27 protein-coding genes are annotated in these 20,635 nt (G+C 61.6%); 18 read left to right on the forward strand and 9 right to left on the reverse strand.

Annotation, left to right across the window (positions count from 1 at the left end; genetic code table 11):
• Positions 1-10: 10 nt before the first annotated feature.
• Positions 11-769 carry a copper resistance protein B gene (locus tag FHY04_RS16415; RefSeq protein WP_221211836.1) on the forward strand — a complete coding sequence of 253 codons (759 nt, stop codon included), beginning with the start codon at positions 11-13 and terminating at the stop codon, positions 767-769.
• A gap of 307 nt (positions 770-1,076) precedes the next feature.
• On the opposite strand, the gene FHY04_RS16420 is transcribed toward FHY04_RS16415, so the two are convergent.
• From FHY04_RS16420 to FHY04_RS16435, 4 genes are all read right to left on the reverse strand, one after another.
• The gene (locus FHY04_RS16420) at positions 1,077-1,547 is read right to left on the reverse strand and encodes a nuclear transport factor 2 family protein (protein WP_037527171.1); all 471 of its coding nucleotides are present in this window, start codon (positions 1,545-1,547) and stop codon (positions 1,077-1,079) included.
• Positions 1,548-1,557: 10 nt separating this feature from the next.
• Positions 1,558-2,214, reverse strand: coding sequence for a DUF2231 domain-containing protein (locus FHY04_RS16425; protein WP_311725246.1), 657 nt, complete (start codon positions 2,212-2,214; stop codon positions 1,558-1,560).
• Positions 2,215-2,325: 111 nt separating this feature from the next.
• Positions 2,326-3,093, reverse strand: a complete 768-nt coding sequence (locus FHY04_RS16430) for a MauE/DoxX family redox-associated membrane protein (protein ID WP_037527169.1) — start codon at positions 3,091-3,093, stop codon at positions 2,326-2,328.
• Positions 3,094-3,294: 201 nt separating this feature from the next.
• Positions 3,295-3,516 (reverse strand): hypothetical protein, encoded by a 222-nt coding sequence (locus FHY04_RS16435; protein WP_183937219.1) that lies wholly within the window; start codon positions 3,514-3,516, stop codon positions 3,295-3,297.
• A 192-nt stretch (positions 3,517-3,708) separates the two neighbouring features.
• On the opposite strand from FHY04_RS16435, the gene FHY04_RS16440 reads away from it, so the two are divergent.
• Positions 3,709-4,086 carry a DUF305 domain-containing protein gene (locus FHY04_RS16440; RefSeq protein ID WP_221211837.1) on the forward strand — a complete coding sequence of 126 codons (378 nt, stop codon included), beginning with the start codon at positions 3,709-3,711 and terminating at the stop codon, positions 4,084-4,086.
• Between the two features lie 185 nt (positions 4,087-4,271).
• Entirely contained in the window at positions 4,272-4,607 is a 336-nt protein-coding gene (locus FHY04_RS16445; RefSeq protein WP_157840457.1) for a hypothetical protein, read from the forward strand.
• 80 nt (positions 4,608-4,687) lie between these two features.
• On the opposite strand, the gene FHY04_RS16450 is transcribed toward FHY04_RS16445, so the two are convergent.
• Positions 4,688-5,623, reverse strand: coding sequence for an NAD(P)/FAD-dependent oxidoreductase (locus tag FHY04_RS16450; RefSeq protein WP_037527163.1), 936 nt, complete (start codon positions 5,621-5,623; stop codon positions 4,688-4,690).
• Between the two features lie 168 nt (positions 5,624-5,791).
• Here FHY04_RS16450 and FHY04_RS16455 point away from each other — a divergent pair, with 168 nt between their 5' ends.
• A complete protein-coding gene (locus FHY04_RS16455; RefSeq protein WP_183937220.1) occupies positions 5,792-5,971 on the forward strand; it encodes a hypothetical protein in 180 nt (59 codons plus the stop codon).
• 495 nt (positions 5,972-6,466) lie between these two features.
• Here FHY04_RS16455 and FHY04_RS16460 read toward each other — a convergent pair whose 3' ends face one another.
• Both FHY04_RS16460 and FHY04_RS16465 read right to left on the reverse strand, forming a co-directional pair.
• Entirely contained in the window at positions 6,467-7,750 is a 1,284-nt protein-coding gene (locus FHY04_RS16460) for a glycoside hydrolase family 130 protein (RefSeq protein ID WP_037527161.1), read from the reverse strand.
• Between the two features lie 78 nt (positions 7,751-7,828).
• Positions 7,829-8,938, reverse strand: coding sequence for an acyltransferase (locus FHY04_RS16465; protein ID WP_183937221.1), 1,110 nt, complete (start codon positions 8,936-8,938; stop codon positions 7,829-7,831).
• A 388-nt stretch (positions 8,939-9,326) separates the two neighbouring features.
• Between FHY04_RS16465 and FHY04_RS16470 the strand changes: the two genes are divergently transcribed.
• On the forward strand, positions 9,327-9,944 hold the full coding sequence (locus FHY04_RS16470) for a YgjV family protein (protein WP_221211838.1): 618 nt from the start codon (positions 9,327-9,329) through the stop codon (positions 9,942-9,944).
• Between the two features lie 88 nt (positions 9,945-10,032).
• Here FHY04_RS16470 and FHY04_RS16475 read toward each other — a convergent pair whose 3' ends face one another.
• On the reverse strand, positions 10,033-10,551 hold the full coding sequence (locus tag FHY04_RS16475) for a DsbA family protein (protein ID WP_260171583.1): 519 nt from the start codon (positions 10,549-10,551) through the stop codon (positions 10,033-10,035).
• Between the two features lie 358 nt (positions 10,552-10,909).
• Here FHY04_RS16475 and FHY04_RS16480 point away from each other — a divergent pair, with 358 nt between their 5' ends.
• The 5 genes from FHY04_RS16480 (at position 10,910) to FHY04_RS16500 (ending at position 13,450) form a co-directional block, all read left to right on the forward strand.
• Positions 10,910-11,200, forward strand: coding sequence for an HU family DNA-binding protein (locus FHY04_RS16480; RefSeq protein ID WP_037527300.1), 291 nt, complete (start codon positions 10,910-10,912; stop codon positions 11,198-11,200).
• Positions 11,197-11,697, forward strand: coding sequence for a MucR family transcriptional regulator (locus FHY04_RS16485; protein WP_183937224.1), 501 nt, complete (start codon positions 11,197-11,199; stop codon positions 11,695-11,697). Before FHY04_RS16480 ends, FHY04_RS16485 begins: the two co-directional genes overlap by 4 nt.
• A 442-nt stretch (positions 11,698-12,139) precedes the next feature.
• A complete protein-coding gene (locus FHY04_RS16490) occupies positions 12,140-12,415 on the forward strand; it encodes a hypothetical protein (protein WP_037527298.1) in 276 nt (91 codons plus the stop codon).
• Positions 12,412-12,852, forward strand: coding sequence for a periplasmic heavy metal sensor (locus FHY04_RS16495; RefSeq protein WP_037527296.1), 441 nt, complete (start codon positions 12,412-12,414; stop codon positions 12,850-12,852). The genes FHY04_RS16490 and FHY04_RS16495 overlap by 4 nt, the downstream gene beginning before the upstream one ends.
• A 10-nt stretch (positions 12,853-12,862) precedes the next feature.
• Positions 12,863-13,450, forward strand: coding sequence for an RNA polymerase sigma factor (locus FHY04_RS16500; RefSeq protein ID WP_037527294.1), 588 nt, complete (start codon positions 12,863-12,865; stop codon positions 13,448-13,450).
• A gap of 31 nt (positions 13,451-13,481) precedes the next feature.
• Here FHY04_RS16500 and FHY04_RS16505 read toward each other — a convergent pair whose 3' ends face one another.
• A complete protein-coding gene (locus FHY04_RS16505) occupies positions 13,482-13,817 on the reverse strand; it encodes a hypothetical protein (protein ID WP_037527292.1) in 336 nt (111 codons plus the stop codon).
• A gap of 178 nt (positions 13,818-13,995) precedes the next feature.
• Here FHY04_RS16505 and FHY04_RS16510 point away from each other — a divergent pair, with 178 nt between their 5' ends.
• The 8 genes from FHY04_RS16510 (at position 13,996) to FHY04_RS16545 (ending at position 20,623) form a co-directional block, all read left to right on the forward strand.
• Positions 13,996-16,068 carry a copper resistance system multicopper oxidase gene (locus FHY04_RS16510; protein ID WP_183937225.1) on the forward strand — a complete coding sequence of 691 codons (2,073 nt, stop codon included), beginning with the start codon at positions 13,996-13,998 and terminating at the stop codon, positions 16,066-16,068.
• The gene (locus FHY04_RS16515) at positions 16,065-17,360 is read left to right on the forward strand and encodes a copper resistance protein B (RefSeq protein ID WP_183937226.1); all 1,296 of its coding nucleotides are present in this window, start codon (positions 16,065-16,067) and stop codon (positions 17,358-17,360) included. Before FHY04_RS16510 ends, FHY04_RS16515 begins: the two co-directional genes overlap by 4 nt.
• A gap of 67 nt (positions 17,361-17,427) precedes the next feature.
• A complete protein-coding gene (locus tag FHY04_RS16520) occupies positions 17,428-18,012 on the forward strand; it encodes a cytochrome c (protein WP_037527288.1) in 585 nt (194 codons plus the stop codon).
• A gap of 46 nt (positions 18,013-18,058) precedes the next feature.
• On the forward strand, positions 18,059-18,775 hold the full coding sequence (locus FHY04_RS16525; protein WP_183937227.1) for a PepSY domain-containing protein: 717 nt from the start codon (positions 18,059-18,061) through the stop codon (positions 18,773-18,775).
• Between the two features lie 133 nt (positions 18,776-18,908).
• Entirely contained in the window at positions 18,909-19,301 is a 393-nt protein-coding gene (locus FHY04_RS16530; RefSeq protein WP_037527287.1) for a DUF305 domain-containing protein, read from the forward strand.
• A gap of 112 nt (positions 19,302-19,413) precedes the next feature.
• Positions 19,414-19,824, forward strand: coding sequence for a DUF411 domain-containing protein (locus tag FHY04_RS16535; RefSeq protein ID WP_409349174.1), 411 nt, complete (start codon positions 19,414-19,416; stop codon positions 19,822-19,824).
• Positions 19,825-19,921: 97 nt separating this feature from the next.
• Positions 19,922-20,281, forward strand: coding sequence for a hypothetical protein (locus FHY04_RS16540; protein ID WP_183937228.1), 360 nt, complete (start codon positions 19,922-19,924; stop codon positions 20,279-20,281).
• Between the two features lie 81 nt (positions 20,282-20,362).
• Positions 20,363-20,623 (forward strand): hypothetical protein, encoded by a 261-nt coding sequence (locus tag FHY04_RS16545; protein WP_183937229.1) that lies wholly within the window; start codon positions 20,363-20,365, stop codon positions 20,621-20,623.
• Positions 20,624-20,635: the final 12 nt, after the last annotated feature.

The raw sequence follows: 20,635 nt of genomic DNA on the forward strand, positions 1-20,635 counted from the left end.
GTGGTTCATCATGGCTGCCGCAGCTGCGGCAGCGGCAAGCACGCCGGCCGCACCTCAGACCGTGGAGGTCCCGGCGGGTCCGCCTGCACCGCAGGAAAAAGACGTCATGGAACGCCAGATCGAGATGGGCGGAATGGGTCATGAGGAGCGGACCTTTACCTACAATCGCATCGAGGCGGACTATTCACGCCAGCGCGGCAAGAACGTCGGCAATTATGATGCCGAGGGCTGGGTCGGAGGCGACCGGGACAAGTTCTGGTACAAGAGCGAAGGGGAGAAGAATGGCCCGCGGACCGAGCAGCTGGAGTTTCAGGCGCTCTACAGCCGCAACGTCTTCACCTATTTCGATGTCCAGGGCGGCGTGCGCTACGACGTCAAGCCCGATAGCCGGGGGTATGCGGTCTTTGGTATACAGGGTCTGTCGCCGTACCGGCTCGAAACCCAGGTGCATGCTTTCGTCGGCTTCAAGGGCGACGTCAGCATCAGGTATAAGCAGAGTTTCGATCTGCTCATGACCAACCGACTGATCGTGGCACCCACGCTGGAGACCGACTTCTATCTGAACGACGCGCCTAGACGCCGGGTGAAGTCCGGATTTTCGGTCATCGAAACGGGCGTGCAGACGCGCTATGAATTCAGCCGCAAGTTCGCGCCCTACGTCGCGATCGTGTACGAGAGCAAGCTTGGCGGGACCGCCCGGTTAGCCCGGTTGGACGGCGAGAATGCGGGGGGCTGGGCGCTGAGAACAGGTATCCGTGCATGGTTCTGAGTCGCCCCCTCGCAGCGGTCATCAGCGCATTCATGAATTGCGGGGACATTGTGACATGAGAAGAACACGGGTTATCTCGGCCATGCTCTTGTTGCCTCTAGCTGTAGCGGCGTGTGGCACCAAAGATGAAACGCCGAGCATTTCTGAGGACCAGATGAACCATTATGCGGGTGTCCCCGAACACGATCACCCGACGAATGCTGCAACAAGCACGACTCCGGAGCCGACTACGCCGGAATCAGCAAAGAAGCGGTAGAGACCACGTCGTTGATCCCCAGCAAGCTTCGGGATCAACGACGCTGACCGCTCAGGCACCTTTCGGCTTGCGACCGCTATTGTGCATGCTGACGATCTTCCAGCTGCTCCCTACGCGCCTCAAGACGCTGGTGGCGACGCCAAGACGTTCAGCAACAGCTCCGGTCTTCGGCTCGATCCTGAAGCGATAGCTTTCGGTCGCGAGCGCGACCGGACCTTCGAAGCGGACGCTGACCTTGTAGTCGGAGAAGTTGAACGACCTGAACGCCGCCAGCTCGGGCCCAAGATGATGGGCGAGATAGGTCGCATAGGTGCCCTCCGATCCGCCCGTTTCAAAAATCTGGGAGTCGGCCGCGAAGAGACGTTCTGTCCCGGTCGCGTCGAGCTTTTCGATCGCCGCTTTGTACTCAGACAGCACCGCTTCCACGGCCTTTGTGTCCGCCATGCGCGACGGAGACTGCGCAGCGACCGCAATCGGCACTACCAGCGACGTGGCCACAGCCACCCTCAGTCCAAGCATCATCTTTTTCCCCTTAGAACGCCAGATGGTTGAGGCCGCCATGCATGAAAGTGCCCCCCAGGAACCCCTGTACCGATATCGCCAGCGTCATCAAACCGAGCAGCCCCCAATATGCAGTGCGAGATCGATCGGGCGCTCTGCGGTGCGCTGTAGCCAGGTAGGCGAGGCCTATCCCGAATACCGCGATCGAGGTGCCAAGCCAGCGATGGGTCATCAGGATCGGATTGCGGTCCCATAGATAGAAGCCGCCAGCGAACCAGCCGAGGAACGCCGCCACGATAGCCCCCAGCGCCCCGACCACGAGCATGACGTGCGCAGCGCGCTGGTAGTCGCGATTTTGGCGCCATAGCCCGAACAGCTCGACCGCGAAGGCGCCGATGAACATCGCGATCGGGAAATGGATGACCATCGTATGGACGCGGCCAAGCCAGCTCACGAGGCGCTCGCCGAAGCTCTTGTTCTTGTTGGCGCCCTCGTCGTGCATGCCGCCCATCGCCATGTCGTCGCCGGCGATATTCGCGTTGAGGCTCGTCATCGAACCCATGGCCATGTGATCATCTGCCTTGGCAGGAGCCGCGCTATTGGCCGCCCCGGGACCTGCGCCCAGCGCGTCATGATCCTCATGCGCGAATGCGAGCGAGCCCGTCGACAGTGCTACAAAGCCCAGCACTATTATCGTAAACCGCTTTGCCGATCGCGTCATCGCATTACCTCGTCTTGAGTGATTTATTGCTCGTGGTGTTTTGGATTGTTGCCCATCGGCAGTGATCTGAACGAGGCTCTAACCCGTCATCTTCAGCATGCCCGGAGCAAGCGCCATCCACATCGCCATGGCCACCATCATCACGTTCTCGGTCAGCGAGATGAAGCCGAGGGGCACGTTGCTATCCCCGCCCACGCAGGCGCATTTCAACTCCCGTTTGTCGATATAGACCGCTTTGAACACCGAGGCCGCGCCAATGGCGCCAATGAACAAGGCGACGGGCACTGACAGCCAGGTCAGCGCACCGGCGATCATCAGCACGCCCGCGCCACCTTCTGCGAACGGGTAGATGTACGAATAGGGCACCCAGCGTTTGGCGAGCAGATCGTACCCGAGGAACATACTGGAAAAGCTCTCGATGTTCTGGAGCTTCAGCAGCGCTAGGACGCACATCGAAAAAGCAATGAACCATTCGCCCGCGCGGATCGTGAAAGGGGTGCCGAACACGGCGTAGCTCGTGGCGAGAGACATCAGCGCCGTCATCGCAAAGACCGCAATCACGGGGCGGTAGGAGACGGCTTTGGGGTCGCTGACTGTCTTGCCGAAAAAGCGGCGCAGATCGTCATAGCCGCCTATTCGCTCGCCAGAGATAAATGTCTGGGGGGTCGTTTTGACCCCATACTCCGCCTTGAAGGCATCGGTTTCTTCGCGGGTCGTAAGCCAATGATCCTCGACCGCGTAGCCCTCGCGCCGCAGCAGATTCTTTGCTTTAAGACCGTAAGGGCACGTGTGTTCCGCCATCACCATCCGGTAGATGGTTGCCTGCTTGGCGGGGCCGGTAGCCATGTGCTTCTCCGCTTCTTTTCTCCGCTTGCAACAGCACGAGCGAATTACCCTAGGTCATCAGTTGAACCGTCCAGGGCGCAAGCTCCTGCGGAACGCCTTTCCACGGTTGCCAAGAGCACATTCAAGGCCCCTGCCCATGCGTCACGGATGCGAGAGGGTTGCCAGGAACGCTCCCGACAACCCGCTGGCAGCTATCGACGTTTACTTGTGCTTGGCTGCCGCCTTGTGCCCACCCTTGTGATGAGCGGCCTTCTTCGGGGCGGCCTTCTTGCTCTTCATGTCCATTTTCGATCCGGGCGCCATCTTCATACCGGCCATCGAGCCGCCATTTGACTGCGCCGATGCGACGCTGATGCCGGCAGTGGCGATACCGATGGCAGCTGCGGTCTGAAGGAGCCTCACGGCGATTTTCATCTTGGTCATAACGTCTCCGATCGTGCCTAGGGCAGCGGCGGTGCAACCGTCGTGCCTACAAGATGATACGCGCCACGAGCCGTTTGCCCTCGGGGGCCAGAAGCATGACAATCGCAAGCAACCATTGCGGCCTAAACCGCTCCAGGTGAACCGGACTGCCGCTTGCTCGTTGAGGATCGAACCACAAAGAAAGGAACCAGCATGACCCGTCTTCTCGGTATGATGAGCATCGCCGCAGTGACCGTCGCCGCCACGCCGGCACTTGCCCAGCACTCGCAGATGGGCGGAATGGCGATGCCCGGGATGCAGGGCATGCAGGGCATGCAGAACATGGGGCCAGCGCAAAAAGAGCTTTCGGCCGCGATGGACCGCATGAACCAGGCGATGATGCAGGGAATGATGGACCCCGATCCCGCCAAGGCATGGATGAAGAGCATGGCCGCTCACCACCGCGGCGCGATCGAGATGTCACAGATTATCATGCGTCACACAAAGAACGCCGAGGTGTTGGCAGAGGCTCGGAAGACGGTCGATGACAATCAGCGGGCGCTCACCGAGCTGCAAGCGAAAATGAGCTGATACTCAGCTGTCCCAGCGGGCCGGTGAGGGGTAGCGACAACGCCACCTTTCACACGTGCGGCTCTGCGAGACAAGATGACAGTCTCGACACTGAAACTCTCGTGAATGGTCGCTGACAGATGCATTCAGAACTGCTTCAACCAGGACGATCTACCAAGACCTCACGTAATGGAACGATGAGGAGAATGGAAATGTTTGGCAAAATGTTTGCGGCTGCCGCACTGGTTGCATCTACAGCTGCTGTTCTAGCACCAAGTGCGGCGCTCGCCCGGGATCGCAACCACGGTGGTTGGCAGAATCAAGATCGTCATTCTCAGGGCGGGTATGGCAACCATGGGTACAACCGTGGCAATGGTGGCCATCGGTATAATCGTGGCGGTGGCCATGGTTACAATGCCGGCAACGGCTATTATAATAATGGCTACTACCCTCGCCAGCATGGCTATCAGCAGCAGCATGGGTATGATCGTGGGTATAACCAGCATTACCAAAGCGGCCACGACAACTATCGCGGCCATTGACCTGGGTTCGCATCCCGAGACTTGACCGGATCGGGGTGCGAGCGCCGCGACTAGCCCTTACAGTAAATATCTCAATAGGGTCACCTGTCCCCGCTACCGCGCAGCAAGTTGTGGATCGCGGTCGCTGCCTGCGCGGCTTGGCCCATTGCGACACTGATCTGATCGAGACTTTCGACAACATCGCCCGCCGCGAACAAACCGCTAACCGAGGTCTGCTGATGCGCGTCGGTGACAACGCAACCGCCTTCGCTAAGCTTCACCCCGATCTCTGCGACGAGTTGCGTGTGCGGTGAAGAGCCAAGCGCAGGATACAGGGTGTCGAACGAGAGCTGGCGTCCATCTGCCAGTCGAACCGCGAGTTGATCGCCATCGATCGATATTTGATCGACCGCTTCTTTGATTATTTCGACACCGAGCCCAACTAGCCGCGCCTCGTCCGGCCAGGAGAGTTCGGGCGAGCGTTGCGTCAGCAGCGTCACGCGTGCGCCGTAGGGGCGTAGGAACTCAGCCTCGGCAGCGCCATGATCGTCACAGCCGAGCACAGCGATATTGGTGCCCTTCGCCTCATAAGCATCGCACACTGGGCAGTAGCGGATCAGGCCGCGCGCCAATGCGTCGTCGTGCGTCTCCTGAGGCATCGAGGGCCGGTGATTTCGAACGCCGGTCGTCAGGATCACGGTACGGCCCTGCCAGCTTGTCGTGTCCGTCGCGACCGAGAACCCGTCCTCGACGATCGCCAGGCGAACCACCCTGCCCTGCTGGATTGTTGCGCCGTACGCCTGCGCCTGCCGTTTCATACGCGACAGCAGATCCGCACCACCAATCCCGTCTGGGAAGCCTGGCAGATTGTGTGACCGCGGGATCGAACTTGCGCGGCCCGCCCCCGCGTCGATCACAACACAGTTGCGTAGAAAACGCCCGAGATAGGTCGCGGCCGTCAGCCCGGCGGGGCCACCTCCGATGATGATGCAATCCACGTTGTTCTGCGACGTCGACCCGTCAGCTGCCGTGCTCATAAAGCCATTCCCCCAAGCCGGCTCTAGCGCGCGCTCTATTCACGTTTACGCGTGCACGGCGATCGTCCCTCACGTCGGGTGTCACGCAGGATCATTCCTGTTCCGCATACGCCCATTGGTCGTCATTTGAGCAAAGTTGGATGGTGGTTCTGCGGCCGAGCTTCCCGCATGAACAAGCCCGAACAGATCGGCGCTTCAATGGCCCCCGTGACCGCCGTGACCACCACCGCCGCCGTGACCGCCGCCACCGCCATGGCTGAATCCACCGCGATGGCCAAAGCCGCCGCCGTGTCCATAACCACCGCCGTGGAGTCCGAAGCCGATCCCAACCGAACCGTAAAAGGGTGACCCATAGCCCGGATAGCCATAGTAGGGGTCGTAAGAGCCCCCGCCGCCCCGATAGCGACCGTTATACGCGAGATTTTGGGCCGGCACTGCAATCAGGCAAGATCGTACACCTTGCGTCTGGGCCGCTGGGACCGGCGCGGCTGGAGGCGCGTCCGGAGCTGACAAGGGCTGCGCTACGAAAGCTCCTGGTGTGTTACACGGCACCGCGAAATAGGCGATATTACGACTCGGAGGACCATACGTCGCGCAACCGCCAAGTGCCGCTGCGAGACCGGAAATTGCCGAAAGTTTCAAAATCTGCGGTGACATGTGGAGCCTCCATCGATTGAGCGTGGATCACGACTGTCGCCGAGGCTGCAAGGCGCATGCACGGCCTCAAACGCTGCTGCCGACCCCAGGCGCCGGCCGGACACACCGGCTGACCAGACGCGCCAGAGCCGCCAATATTAATAGATACGCATCTGGCGCGGAAATCCCTCAAAGCGCGCCGCCTGCTCACTCCATCACTGCGAGCAGATCGTCGACCGTCGTGGTCGCGAACGCGGTAAAGCTGTCCGCGACTGCATAGGGGAGCAGCAGATCGCGGCCGACAACGAGCGCGCCGCAACTGTAGACGACATTGGGGACATAGCCATCGCGCTGCTTGGGGCTGGGAGCCAGAACCGGGCGAGGTGTACGCGCCAGAAGCTTTGAGGGGTCGCCCTTGTCGAGCAGGCAGGCGCCGATGCAGTAGTTGCGGACCGTGCCAACCCCGTGCGTCAACAACAGCCATCCCTCGTCTACCTCGATCGGTGAGCCGCAATTGCCCATCTGGACAAACTCCCAGGGATAGCGCGGCTCGATCAGCTTGGCGCCGCCGCCCCAGCGGAGGATGTCGTCAGATCTCAGCAGCCAGATATTCTTGTTGTCCTGGCGGCCCAGCATCGTGAACAAGCCGTCGACCCGACGGGGAAAAAGCGCCATCCCTTTGCCCGTCGAGGCATCGCCGGTAAGCGCGCGCATCTCGAAGGTGCTGAAGTCGGTCGTGGTCAGCAGCTCCGATCGCGCCTCTGCGCCGCTGAACGCGGTATATGTCCCATGGTAAGCGACCGTGCCGTCACCTTCGTCAAAGCGGACCAGCCTGAGATCCTCGATACCCTGGCGTTGGCTAGGCAACACCGGAAACAGCACGGTTTCCGACAAAGTCTCGCTGCCGCCATAGCGGAGGCGGACCGCGTCGTCGGTATCGGCACGCTCGATGATCGGCTGCATCGACACCGAACTGGGATCATCCACGATCAACGCGCCGCCCGGTTTCCATCGCCCCGTGCGAAACGTTACCGAGGAAAGGTGGCCCTCGCCGATCCCGCGCAGCGACAGGATGATCCGAACCTCGCCATCGACAACGCCGCTTTGGTCGGGATGTAGGACGGCGCCGGGATTGAACAACGCTGCGCTCTCATAGGCATATTCCTGGCTGAAATAGGCTCCGATCAGTCGGCGTCGCGCGTCGTCGCAGCGATCGGCACCTTCGAAGTGATCCGCGACCTCGTCAAAACGCCGCCGCAGCATCGCGTCGACGTCGCGGTGGTTCTGGTCGAGTGACGCGGTGACGCCCTCCAGCTGACGGGTCAATTCCGCCTCGTCTAGCGATAGGATTAAGTCGACCGTCTCCTGAGTGCGTGTCGTGCCAGCGTCAAAGCCACGCGGATAGCCGGGCTCGAATGGCCTGACCAAGGTACGCGACGGATCGGGCCGTAGCGTGACATGAGGAAAACGGAGCTTCGCGCGCTGGATCATGTCAGGCTTTCTCGAATTGTGGCATGTGAATAGGCAGGCTTGGCCAATCAAAGGTCATCCCTATGCATCATGAAGCCTCTACCCAGGCTGGAGATGCCGCAGCACCGCAGCGTTCATCCGGCGCCGCGCCGGGATGTCGACGCGCGCGGCCATAAACCACGAGGCGATGCAGAGTGCAGACAACAGGACAAACCCTGACCATGGCGCAGGTAACTGTGGAAGACCTGATAGAAGTTTGGGCAGGCCCATCACCCCAAGCGTAAAGACGGGGATTTGCAAGACATAGATGGGATAGGAAATCTCCCCCAGAAAAGCGCTGATTCCTCGACTTGGAACCGGGTTGCGCCCAGCCGAAGCGGCTACAATCAGCGGAAATAGAAACAGCACGCAGGCCGCATCAAATAGCCCCCGCAAGGCAGGTGGTATGGGCGCACCAAGGGCGCCGATCGTGATCACGATGATGATGGCCTGGGGTAGCTTGACGGAAGTCAGCGCTGCTAATCTTCCCTCCTCCCGAGCGCGGTGAATCAAAACTCCGACAAAGAAGGAAAAGGTGACCCTGATTGCGGCTAGATGAGCATCAGGCCAATATGCTCCTCCATTAAGATTGCCGCGAATGAGTACCAATGCCAAAAGGACCAAGCCCGATATGCTGGTGATCTTTCTCAGTCGTTCGACAGTCAGAAATCTGAAACCAAAGCCGTAAACAGCGTTGGCGAGCAGCTCGAATGACAGAGTCCACGCTACAAAGTTCGCAGGAAACAGCGGTTGATACGGGATACCCACCGGTGGCGAAGGCAACATCGCGACGTTGAATATGCCGGAGAGCATTATCTCCGCTGCGAGATGATCGTTTCGATAGTAATAAGCGAGTTCAACGATGCCCAGCGCCAAGGCCAGCAGATAGAACGGATAGAGGCGGATTAGCCGAGCAGTGATGAAAGCCCCTCCCCCCATTCCGTCTTTAAGTCTCACATCATAAGCGCGGGCGAGCACGAAGCCGCTCATGACAAAGAACAAGTCTACCGCGAGGTATGCTCCGATTGCTACGAAGGGGGCGAAGGCTTGCGGGTAATGCAACGTGATGACGCTTATGGCGGCAAGACCCCGTAAAATGTCTAGGATATGAAAGGACCGTGATCGATCCTCCGCCGTTCGCTCGGCGCGACCTGTCGCAACATCGGCCATCTCGTGATCCCCAACCGCAGGCCGACCCCAAGGTTGTCTGAACACGACAGGCCCCGTTTGATTTACGCGGCAGCGGTGTTTACCCCTCACGGCTCTAGGCGACACAGGGTCCAGAGGCGCGCGAGGAGGTTGGCATACCTCTTCGCCCAAGCCACGCGGCTGCGCATGGCAAGACATCCTGCCCGCAACATCGACGAGCATTTCCACCTAAAGACTCTCGGCGCCGAGCTCGAATCTGACCCGCAGCCGTGCGCATCTCGTACAATGAAGGGCTTATTAACCTCGTATCTTCATATGCGGATGTAGTCCCACATTTCCGCGAGAGAGCATGCCATCCTTTATTTCCGTAGCGATGGCCGCTGGCAGTGCGCCCAGCATTCTGTTGGGCATGATCGGGCTGGGCTGCGTTGTTATCTGGCCGTTCCTGCGCAGTTTGCGTCGGGTGATCGTCGTCCAGGGCGTAGGCGCGACCGCCTTCACATTTCAGTTCGCCGTCCTTGGCGCCTCGACCGCAGCTGTGGCTTGCGGCATCTCGCTAGCGCAGCTGATGATCGCGCTGACCGTACGGGACCGTCGAACGCGGCTTGCGCTCAATGTCGCGAGCCTCGTCGTCCTTGCCGCGCTGGCTCTTATCACATGGGCAGGCATATCATCGCTTCTGGCCGGTTGCGGTGGCTTAGTAAGCATGGCCGCGCGCAATCAGCCATCGCCTATACGGATGAAGGTAGGCTTCCTGATCGGGGCTCCCTTCTGGTTGGCACACAATATTATAGTCGGCGCGCCGTTTGCGCTGACGGTGGATTTCATCTCCGTCGTCACTAACATCGGTGGACTCGGCCTAGCGGCGTTCGGGGCGCGGCGGAGCCTGCAAGCCGCGGGCTCAGGCGCTGCATTGCGCAATGCAGGGGGCGTTTACCGGGCTTCTTTCAACCGATACTTGGGCTGGGCGGGCTTATTCAGGCTGAACCGCTATCGTGTCGCGGAGCAACGGAAGCGCTGCGCATGATCGATCTATTACAGGCCGTGTCGGCAGCGAACGCGTAGCCGATGCAAGCGCAATGTCATTGGATAGAGGCGGATGTGATCTTTGTGCGTCATGAAGCGCGCGCGCGAGCGAACAATCGAGTAAAATCCGCTTCGTCAATCGCGCCGATGACCAACACCGGCCCAGCAAGGTAGCCCGGCGTGCCCGGAAGTCCGATCGCGAGAGCTTGTTGACCGTTAGTGCGAAGGAGCGCCGAGATTTGCTCGTCGTGCGACGTCAGATAGGCGATGGTCCGGGTCCAATCACCACCCGCCTCAGTTACGACATTCCTGAGCATGCCATCGTCAATAGCTCTACTGTCAGTCATAAGCCGACGATGAACCGCCGGGTAGATGCCCTGCTCGGCGCTCGCGAGCGCCACCCGTGCAGCTTGCTCCGACGGTGGACCGAAAATGGGCCAGTCCTTGTAGATCACGCGCACGTCTGCGTCCTTGCGTATTGCTTCTTCCAACGCCGGGAACGCACGCCTGCACGCTGGGCAGCGATAGTCAGAAAAGACAGCGAGATGCAGGGATGCATCAGCCGGCCCGCTCATCGGAAAACCCTTTCCGTCGAGGATTTTCGCCAAAGCGCTGGACCTGCCGATGTCACGTCCGATCGGCACCGTTCGCCTTAACACCATACTGGCCGCCCATCCGCCAACGACCAATGCACCCAGCCGCATTATTTGGCGACGGGTTAGCGGCGCGGGCATGCTACAGCCCCTGCGGGAGTCTGATGGCGCGGATGCCGCTGCGCGTAAAACATTCCTGGCATGCGCACTTGGTAGCGGGTGGAGGCACGGAGCACAGCCAAACTGTTCCGACCTCATGGGCATCGAACTCTGCTGAATATATTATCGGTCGACACAGCAGCTCACTCGTGCCCACAAAGCCTCCGCTATTTTGCGGTGCGTTGATTCGCTTTGACGGCAAGGAAAGTTTTACATGAAGCTGGACGATCTTGTGAGAAGTGTCGGAACAGAAAGCGAACTTAGCACGGTAAAGGCGCGCGCGCTGATCGACCATGTGTTCGGCAGTATCGGCGATGCGGTTGCACGCGGCGAGGAAGTGTCATTGCCGGGGTTCGGCAAATTCTCCAGCAAGGGTACGAACGCGCGCACCGGACGCAATCCACGTACAGGCGAGCCAATGGAAATCGCTGCGTCGACCAAAGTCGTGTTTGTCCCCGCCAAGGCGTTCAAGGACAAGCTTCCCGTCGCAAAGGGTCGCTCATGACGACAGAGACTGACGCCGGTCCAAGCGCTATCGAACTCGCAACCGAGCTGACGATCGCATGGTTGAGTAATCCCAACACCCGCGCGTCGGCCGAGGACGTGCCGGCGTTTCTCGCCACGATGCGAGATAGCGTGCTGCAACTGATCGGTCAGCCAGATGCGGCAGGCGTCGAGGAACCTCCAGCTGACCTGTTCACCCCGGCGGTGTCAGTGCGCAAGTCGCTCGCGTCGAAGGAGCACATCATCTCGATGATCGATGGCAAACCTTACAAGACCTTGCGCCGCCATTTGGGAGGGCATGGCCTGACCGAAGAAGAGTATCGGCGCCGGTATAATTTGAAGGCCGATTATCCGATGGTGGCAGAAGCGTACTCAGCCGCGCGTCGCGCCATGGCAAAGAAAATTGGCCTGGGCCGCAAACCTGGCCTGCGGACGACACCAACTGAATCCAGTCCGCCCAAACGACAAAAGTTGAAGCTGCCGACTATCACCGGATAGTTTTTAGGCAATCAGTCGGACCCTAGCAGCCTCTTCGAGAAACGGTCGCCACGGGAGAGCTATCACGATCGGCCAAGGACGTTGAAACGGCATACCTAGCCTCCCAAAACCGCTTCTTGTTTCCTTCTCCGAAATCCGGCTGGACCGTATTGAGTTTTCGGGGAATGCCTCTGCTCGTCTGCTATGCGCGCGTGTCCACGACTAGTCGCTTAGCCAATCTGCCTAGATAGAGGCTGTCGCTCGACCACCGGGCCTTTGTCCACCCACCCAACCCTGACGCCTCGCCTTGCGGCCCGGCGTGGGCGTAGCGTTTAACCAAACAGGTCGCCGATCATGCGCAGCTCGCAACGTACGCACTTCGACCGGCTACCCCGCACAACCCGAGGGTGAGGGACAGGAGCCCCGCCCGCGTATTTCATGCTAGAGGGGCGGAGTGAACGATATGAACAACCTCGACGCAGTATTGATGAGGCTCGCGTACGCACCCGTGCCCGAAAGCCTCGACGGAATCGAAGCCAGGGTGCTCGCGCGCATTTCTGCGGCGCCAGTGGCCCGTGTCGGCATGGGCTTCGGCGCGATGACGATCGCGGCTGCGCTCGTCATGGGGATATTCGGCGCTGGCGTTCCAGCGAAGGAGGCCAGCGCGGCATCTCTCCTATTCCCGCTTGGGCCAGTGTCGCCGCTCGCGCCATCGACCTTGCTGGTCGGCACGCCGTGAGCGGCCGTACCCGGCTCATGCTTGGTGTGATCGCGTGCTTCGTCGCGGCGATCATCGGCGTGTTCATCGGGCGGGCGCTTCTCCCGTCCCGGGCGCAGCCCGGCGCGGAGCTGCATGACGTGCTGCATCACAAGCTAGCGCTGGACGCCACCCAAGAGGCGCGCCTTCAGATATTGGAGCAGCGGTTCGCGGTGCAGCGGCGCGCGTTCGAGCTGGAGTTGAGAGCCGACAACGCGCGGCTTGCCGAGGCGATCGAGGCCGAGCACGGCAACGGCCCGCGGGTCGCCGCCGCAGTCGATCAGAGCCATGCCGCGATGGGCGAACTACAAAAGGCGACGCTCGCGCACATATTCGCGATGCGACAGCTTCTCCGGCCGAACCAGACCGGGCAGTTCGATCAGGCGGTGGTCAAGGCGCTCACCGACGACGTCCATTGAGTCTTGGTGCGTGAGCCTCGACTGGACGACGCTAACCGAGGGTGAGCTTGCAGCGCTCAGCATCGCAGGAAGGCAGGCCGCTTTTTCCGAGATCATGCGTCGGCATCGCCAGTCAGTCTTCCGCATGGTCAGGGCTTGCGTCGGAGAAGCCGACGAGGCGCTGGACCTGGTGCAGGAGACGTTCGTCGCGGCTCACCAGGCGTTGCCTCGCTACGACGGCGATCGTTCGATGCGCGCGTGGTTATCGACGATCGCGATCAACAAGTGCCGGGATTGGGGGCGCAAGCGCACCGTGCGGCGCTTCCTGTCGTTCGCCGCGCCGATCGGCCCCGAGGCCGAAGCGGTGGCAGACGATCAGGTGGCAATCGACGACGCCACGGGCGACCGTCAGGAGCTGGACCGGGTGACGCGTGCCATCTCGACCTTGCCGGCGAACTTGAAGGAGCCGCTTGTCCTCCGCACGATCGAGGGCTTGAGCCAAGCCGAGACGGCCGAGGTGTTGGGGATCAGTGAGAAGGCCGTAGAGACCCGCCTGTATCGAGCGCGGCGCAGCCTGGCAGACCGACTTGGGGCGATGACCCGCTCAGCCGCGGGCTGAACAGCCGATTACGATCTACGTCACTGCCGGTTCAACAGCGGAGCCGCAGAACGCCTCCACAGTTAGGAGAGGTGACATGAACGCTTTGAGTAGAGTCGCGCTTGGGATTGGGCTGACCTTCGGTCTCGCGGTGCCCGCAATGGCCCAAAATCAGGATTGGCGGTATCAACGGGACTGGCAACATGGCGATCAGCACCAGCAATTGCGCGACGAACACCATGACGGCCATGATGCCATCGACGACGAACATGCCGAGGCGCACGCCTACGGGCTGACGCGTCGGGATCACCGTCGGCTTCATCGTGACCTTCGCCACGAGCACCGCGACGAGCATCGCGAACTCCGGCGCGAGCATGGCGACGACCATGATCGGAACTACTCCAACCCATATGGCTACTAAGCGGCTCTGTCGCTGAGCAAGATTGCAGGGAAAGGCCGCAGCACCACCTGCCCTCGCCTTTCCCTGCAAAGGCATTGAGGGGTTCGCGCTCGCGCCGCGTATCAAGGCTAGAGGGACACTCCCGTTCGAGAGCCTTGAGGACCGTATGAGCCGCATATTCGATCGCCGCCAGATGCTACGCGGGGCTGCCCTAGCGGGCGGCGGCGTGGCGCTTACCGCCTATATGCCCGCATGGGCGCAGCCTGTGTCGGGCGGGATCGTCAAGCCGTTGCCCGTCGTGTCAGGCGCTGAGATCGCGCTGACGATCGACAGTTTCAAACTTCCCGTCGATGGAAAGTCCACGCCCGCGATCGGCGTGAACGGCACGGTGCCCGCGCCTCTCATTCGCTTGAAAGAGGGGCAGAAGGTCCGCCTGTCCGTCACCAACAACCTCGACGTGGACAGCTCGATCCACTGGCATGGGCTGCTGGTCCCCTTTCCGATGGACGGCGTTCCCGGCATCAGCTTCCCCGGCATCAAGGCACGTTCGACCTTCGTGTACGAGTTCCCGATCATCCAGGCGGGCACCTATTGGTATCACAGCCACTCGGGCGCGCAGGAGCAAGGCGGGCTTTACGGTCCTATCGTGATTGATCCGGCCGGCACAGATCCGATCGGCTACGACCGCGAGCATGTGATCGTGCTGTCCGACCATAGCCAGATGACGGGCGACCAGATTTTCCGAAAGCTGAAGCAAATGGGCGGTGCCTATTTCAACTATCAGCGCCCGACCCTCGCGGGTTTGCTCGCCGGTCGGGAGATGCCCCTGAAGGACCGTATCGACTGGGGCAAAATGCGGATGGACCCCGCCGATATCGCCGACGTCACGGGCTCGACCTACACCTTCCTGGTCAACGGCTATGGGCCGTATGACAATTGGACGGGGCTGTTCAAGGCAGGCGAGCGCGTTCGCCTGCGGATCATCAACGCCGCGGCGCAGACCAACTTCAACGTCCGCATCCCCGACCTGCCGATGACCGTCGTGCAGGCCGACGGGCAGAACGTCCGCCCCGTTCAGGTGGACGAGTTTCAGATCGGCGTCGCCGAGACGTTCGACGTGATCGTAATGCCCGGGGACCGGGCCTACAGCTTCGTCTCCGAAGCGATCGACCGCTCCGGCATGGGCCGGGCGACGCTTGCCCCGCGTGAGGGCATGATCGCGCCCGTTCCTCCACTCCGTCCGCGCACGCTGCTGACCATGACCGATATGGGCATGGACATGGGGAGCATGGGCGGGATGCAAGGCATGTCCGGCATGTCGGAGGAGAGTCCGGTCGTGAAGCGCGGGGCGGACCCCACCTTGATGCAGAATGCTTCGCGCAACCTATGGAAGCTGACCGGCTGGAAGGAGCCCACCGATCACGGGACGGTCGCGGTAGGCGCTGCGATGGGAGGCATGTCCGGCATGTCGGGCATGGACCACAGCAAGATGAGCGGCACTGCCATGCCCGGAATGGACCACAGCCAGGTGGCGGCGGGCGCCGGCATGGCCGGCATGGATCAGGGCCAGATGAGCAGCGGCGCTGCTATGCCCGGAATGGACCATAGCGCCATGCAGGGCGGCTCGAGCCAGGCTGGCGGCATGGCCGGTATGGATCACGGCTCAGGTGGCAGCATGAACATGAGCATGCGCGATCCGAAGAATGCGCCGGGCGTCAAGATGGGGCCGGGCGTGCAGACCATTTCCCCGATGCCGAAAGACCGGAGTGGCGAGCCGCCGCAGGGCTTGGAAGACCTTGACCACCGTGTCCTCACCTATCGTGACCTCGTGGCGCTCGCGCCCAACCCGGACGTGCGCGCGCCATCGCGTCAGTTCGAGATCCACCTGACGGGTAATATGGAACGCTACATGTGGGGCTTCGACGGTCAGAAGCTCAGCGACCCGGCCGATCCCATTCCGTTTCGCAACGGCGAGCGGGTGCGGATTACGCTGATCAACGACACGATGATGCCGCATCCGATCCATCTCCACGGTCACTTCTTCGAGCTGGTCACGGGCCACGGCGACCACGCGCCGCGCAAACACACGGTGAATGTGCCGCCCGGAGGTAAAATGGCCTTCGATTTGACGGCCGATGCTCCGGGGGATTGGGCGTTCCACTGCCATAATCTCTACCACATGACCGCGGGCATGATGCGTGTCGTCACCGTTCGGCCATTAGAGGGAGCGGCAGCATGAACCGGCTGATCCCGGCGCTCGCCGCCACCACGATGCTTGGCATGACCGTTCCGGTCGCCGCCCAGTCGATGCAGGGCATGAACATGCCGGGCATGACGATGCCAATGCCCGCCAAGAAGAAGCCGGCGAACAAACCCGCAGCGAAGGGGAAGCCCGCCACAAAGACGAAGGCTACCGCGCGCACCGCAACCCTAAGGGGGAAAGCGGCTCCAGCAGCGAAGCGCGGGGCCGCGCCAATGGCCGGCATGAAGGGTATGGATCACGGGACCATGCCGGGCATGGATCATTCGACCATGCCCGGGATGGACCAGAATGCCCCGCAGGGCTCCCAGCAGGACATGCAGGCGATGCCGGGGATGCAGATGCCCCAAAACGGCCAGACGCCCGCTCAGGGCGCTCAGCAGCCGATGCAGGGTATGGATCACTCGGCCATGCCGGGCATGAATATGCCAGCCGACCAGAGCAGCGGCCACGACATGCAGGGAATGCCCGGCATGGCCGGGATGCCAGGCATGGCGACGGAGGGGGTGCAGCAGACCGGCACCGCGCTTCCCGCCGGAAACGGACCGCCCCCGCCTATCCCGACTGACCACGCGGCCGACGGCGTTTACGGGGCGGACACGATGGCGATGGGCCGCCATCATCTTCGGCAGCATGGCGGTCAGAACTTCAGCCAGGTGCTGTTGAACCTAGCCGAGTATCAATTCCGCAACGGCCGTGACGGCTATCGCTGGGACGGCGAAGCGTGGTTTGGTGGAGACATCAACCGTCTGTTCGTCAAGAGTGAGGGCGAGGGAGCGTTTCGCAAGGGCATCGAAACTGCCGAGGTGCAGGCGCTCTATAGCCGGACGATCGGCCCGTATTTCAATCTACAAGCGGGCGTGCGCCAGGACTTGGGGCCTTCCCCGAAGCGCACTTATGCGACCGTCGGGTTTGAGGGACTGGCACCAGGTTTCTTCGAGTTGGAGGGGGCGCTGTTCCTGTCCAACAAGGGCGATGTGCTTGGTCGGCTTGAGGGATATTACGACCAGCGCGTCACCCAGCGACTGATCTTGCAGCCGCGCGCCGAGCTTAATTTCGCGGCTCAGGACGTGCCGGAAAACCGGATCGGATCGGGCCTGTCCAATGCCGAGCTGGGATTGAGGCTCCGCTATGAGATACGGCGCGAGTTCGCGCCCTATATCGGCGTGTCGTGGGATCGCCGGTTTGGCGACACCGCCCGCTACGTCCGGGCGGAGGGCGACAAGGCCACGTCCCGCAGCATCGTTGCCGGCGTCCGCATGTGGTTCTGAGCCTGCCGCCCCGAGCACCGCTAGGCGCTCGCGCGCATAATCAACTGGCATGTCGAGGGGAGAAGTAATGCAACACGAGGCATCGGGCACGCTGAAACGGCACTTGCCGAGCTTGTCCTTCGTTGCGGTGGTGGCGGTTCTTGTCGCCGTTTGCACAGCCGCATTCGTCTATTTCGGCGTGTATAATATCGCGGCCGACGAGCCGCACACGCCTGCGGTCTATTCGGTGCTCGAACGGTTGCGCGATCGGTCGATCGAGGCGCACGCCCGCGGTATCGCGCCACCGGCTGATCTTGCGTCGGCGCAGCGCGTGTCGATCGGCGCGGGCCTTTATGGGGAAATGTGTTCCGGATGCCATCTCGGCCCCGGCGTCGAGAAGTCCGAAATGAGCCAGGGCCTCTATCCGCAGGCACCGGAACTCGCGCGTGCCCAGGATCTCACTCCCGCGCAGCAATTCTGGATCATCAAGCACGGCGTAAAGCTCAGCGCCATGCCGGCATGGGGCAAGACCCATCCCGATCCCCTGATTTGGGATATGGTCGCGTTCGTGCGCAAGCTCCCCGGTATGACGCCCGAGCAGTATAAGGCGCTGGTGGCGAGCGCCCCGGCCGATCACGATGAGATGATGAGGGATATGCCAGGCATGAAATGATGCCGGCGACGACATTGATGGAGGGGCGGTTCTGAAAAGCGCAAAATTGAGGCTGCACCTGCTCGCGAGCCGCATCCATAAATGGCTTGCGATCATCATCGGCGCGCAGCTCCTGCTATGGTTCACGAGCGGCGCCTTGATGAGCTTCCTGCCGATCGAGCGGGTGCATGGGGATCATCTCGTCGACCGCAAAGCCGTGACGGCCATTCCCACCGGCATCGCGCTCGCGCCGCCATCGGCGATCGTCGCCGCGAGCGGTGCGCCGATCGAGGCGATAACCTATCGCATGTGGCTTGGCCGGCCCGTCGCCGAGGTCGCGACTGCCAAAGGCACGCGCCTGCTCGACGCCTCGACCGGCACGGTGCTTCCGGCACTAACAGCCCGCCAGGCCGAAGAGATTGCACGCTCGGCGTGGCGCGGCAGCGCCCGACCGACAGCAATGGTAGAACGGATCGAGCGCGCTAACCCCGAATACCGAGGAACGCTTCCTGCTTGGCGCGTTGCGTTCACCGATCCCGACTCCACCCGCGTATTCGTAGCGGCTGACACCGGCCGGATCATGGCAGTGAGGACCGGGACATGGCGGCTCTACGACTTCTTCTGGGGCCTCCACATTATGGATTGGACGAACCACGAGAATTTCAACACACCTTGGCTGCTCGCCTTCGCGATCGGCGGACTGGTTCTATGGTTGGGCGGGGCGGTCCTTCTCTACATGCGGTGGCCTAAGCGACGACGTCGCATCGCCGGGACTGGCGCGTAATATACGCGCCGCAGGCGTGCCGCCCTTGGAAATAAAGTCTCGTTTCTGGACGACATCTCGCGCGTTTTAACGGCGTGCGTGAGGGGTAGCGTCCCCGCACGCGTAAAAGACTTAGAACCCGAGGAGATCGACAATGCGATTTGCACCGACGTTAGCAGCTTTAGCCCTGATCACCACGCCCGCGCTCGCACAGCAGAGCGGGGGAATGCAGGGCATGGACCACAGCCAGATGGGCGGCATGAAGGGCGCCGACATGTCCAAGATGATGGCCGGCAACCCCTACGGTCAGGCCGAGATGGACATGCACCAGAAGATGATGGCGGCCAAGCAGGGCGATGCGGCCGAAATGTGGACCCGCAAGATGATCGAACATCACCGCGGCGCTGTCGCTATGTCGCGCGTCGCCTTGCGGGTTGCTAACGATGCCGAAACTAAGCGTATGGCTCAGATGGGTATCGCGGAACAGGAAAAGAGCATTGCCGAGCTTCAGGGTTGGCTCAGCAAGCACGGTAAGCGCCCGCAGTAAGGGGTGCTTACCCGCCCTGTCGATTCCCCCCAATTCCCCCGGCAGGGCGGGGTTTCTCATTCGGAGCTGACCTATGAAGCACGGCCTACGCGGCATCATTGCCGCCTTGTTGATGACGGTTCCCGCCGTAGCATCGGCTGCGGCCGACATCGCCATGCACCGCGATCCTGGGTGCGGCTGTTGCGAGAAATGGGCAGCCCAGGTTCGCCAGCAGTTCGGCCGCAAGGTCCAGATCATCGACGACGCGAACCGCACGGTTTTCCAGCGCCGCGTGGGCGTGCCGGCGCAGCTCGCGTCCTGCCACACTGCGATCATCGACGGGATGGCATTTGAGGGACACGTTCCGATCGCCGACATGAAGCGCGTGCTTGCGCAGCACCCGAACGGCGTGCGCGGACTAGCGGTCGCGGGAATGCCGATGGGCTCCCCTGGCATGGAGGTCGCAGGGGCAAAGCCGCAAGCCTACGACGTGATCGCGTTTGGCCCAGCTGGGGGCCGCGTCTTCGCGCATCATGGGGGATAGAGCTGGTTAATTCTACGGCATTGATCTTGGCGTGTAACCGACTGCTCGTTTGGGCGAATTGACTTTATAACCCCATTGCATTAGGTTACACGACGACGTGACCCGCTTTCTTCGCCCTTTCTTGTTATTGTTCGCGGTCGTCGGCCTGTTCGGACAGTCCACGGCGATGGCGATGAGTCCGCTTCAGAGCGAGACCATGTCGATGGTGACAATGGCCTCAATGGATTGCTGCGATGGCATGACGGCGGGACAGATGCACGGCTCGGTGCCGTGTAAGAAGATGACGCTCCAATGCATCGCGGCGATGGGATGCCCCGCCGCGGCGATCACCGAGCCGGTAGGTGCTACTCTCACGACACGCCAGCTCAATCGCCTTGATCCAGCATGGCCACTGACTGCGCGCCTTGATGGGCGGACCTACGGCCCCGACCCCGACCCACCCAGTTTCCTGATCTGACACCCGGATTCCGTCTGCCGCAGGCCCCTTTCGAGGCGCTTGCGTGCTGGCGGCAACTGCTCAGATCAAGGAATCATTACCATGAATATCAAGTTTTCCGGCGTCCTCGTCGGTATGGTCGCCGTGTTTGCTGCCACGTCCGCATCAGCGTCTCCGCGTCCCGATGCCGGTCATTATGAATGGCGGGCGGGTACCCAGGCTCCCGGCCCTCGCGCGCCGCTTGCCGTGGCGCGTCGCGTTTGGGTGCCGGCGGCCATTGCGATGACCGACGCCGACGTTTGCCAGTCTATGATGACGGCCAAGTCCGGCGCTATGGCCTGCTGCGCCTCGCACAGTTCTTAATCGAGCGCTGAA

This window comes from Sphingomonas sp. BK481 (genome assembly GCF_014194875.1).
GTDB lineage: Bacteria > Pseudomonadota > Alphaproteobacteria > Sphingomonadales > Sphingomonadaceae > Sphingomonas > Sphingomonas aerolata.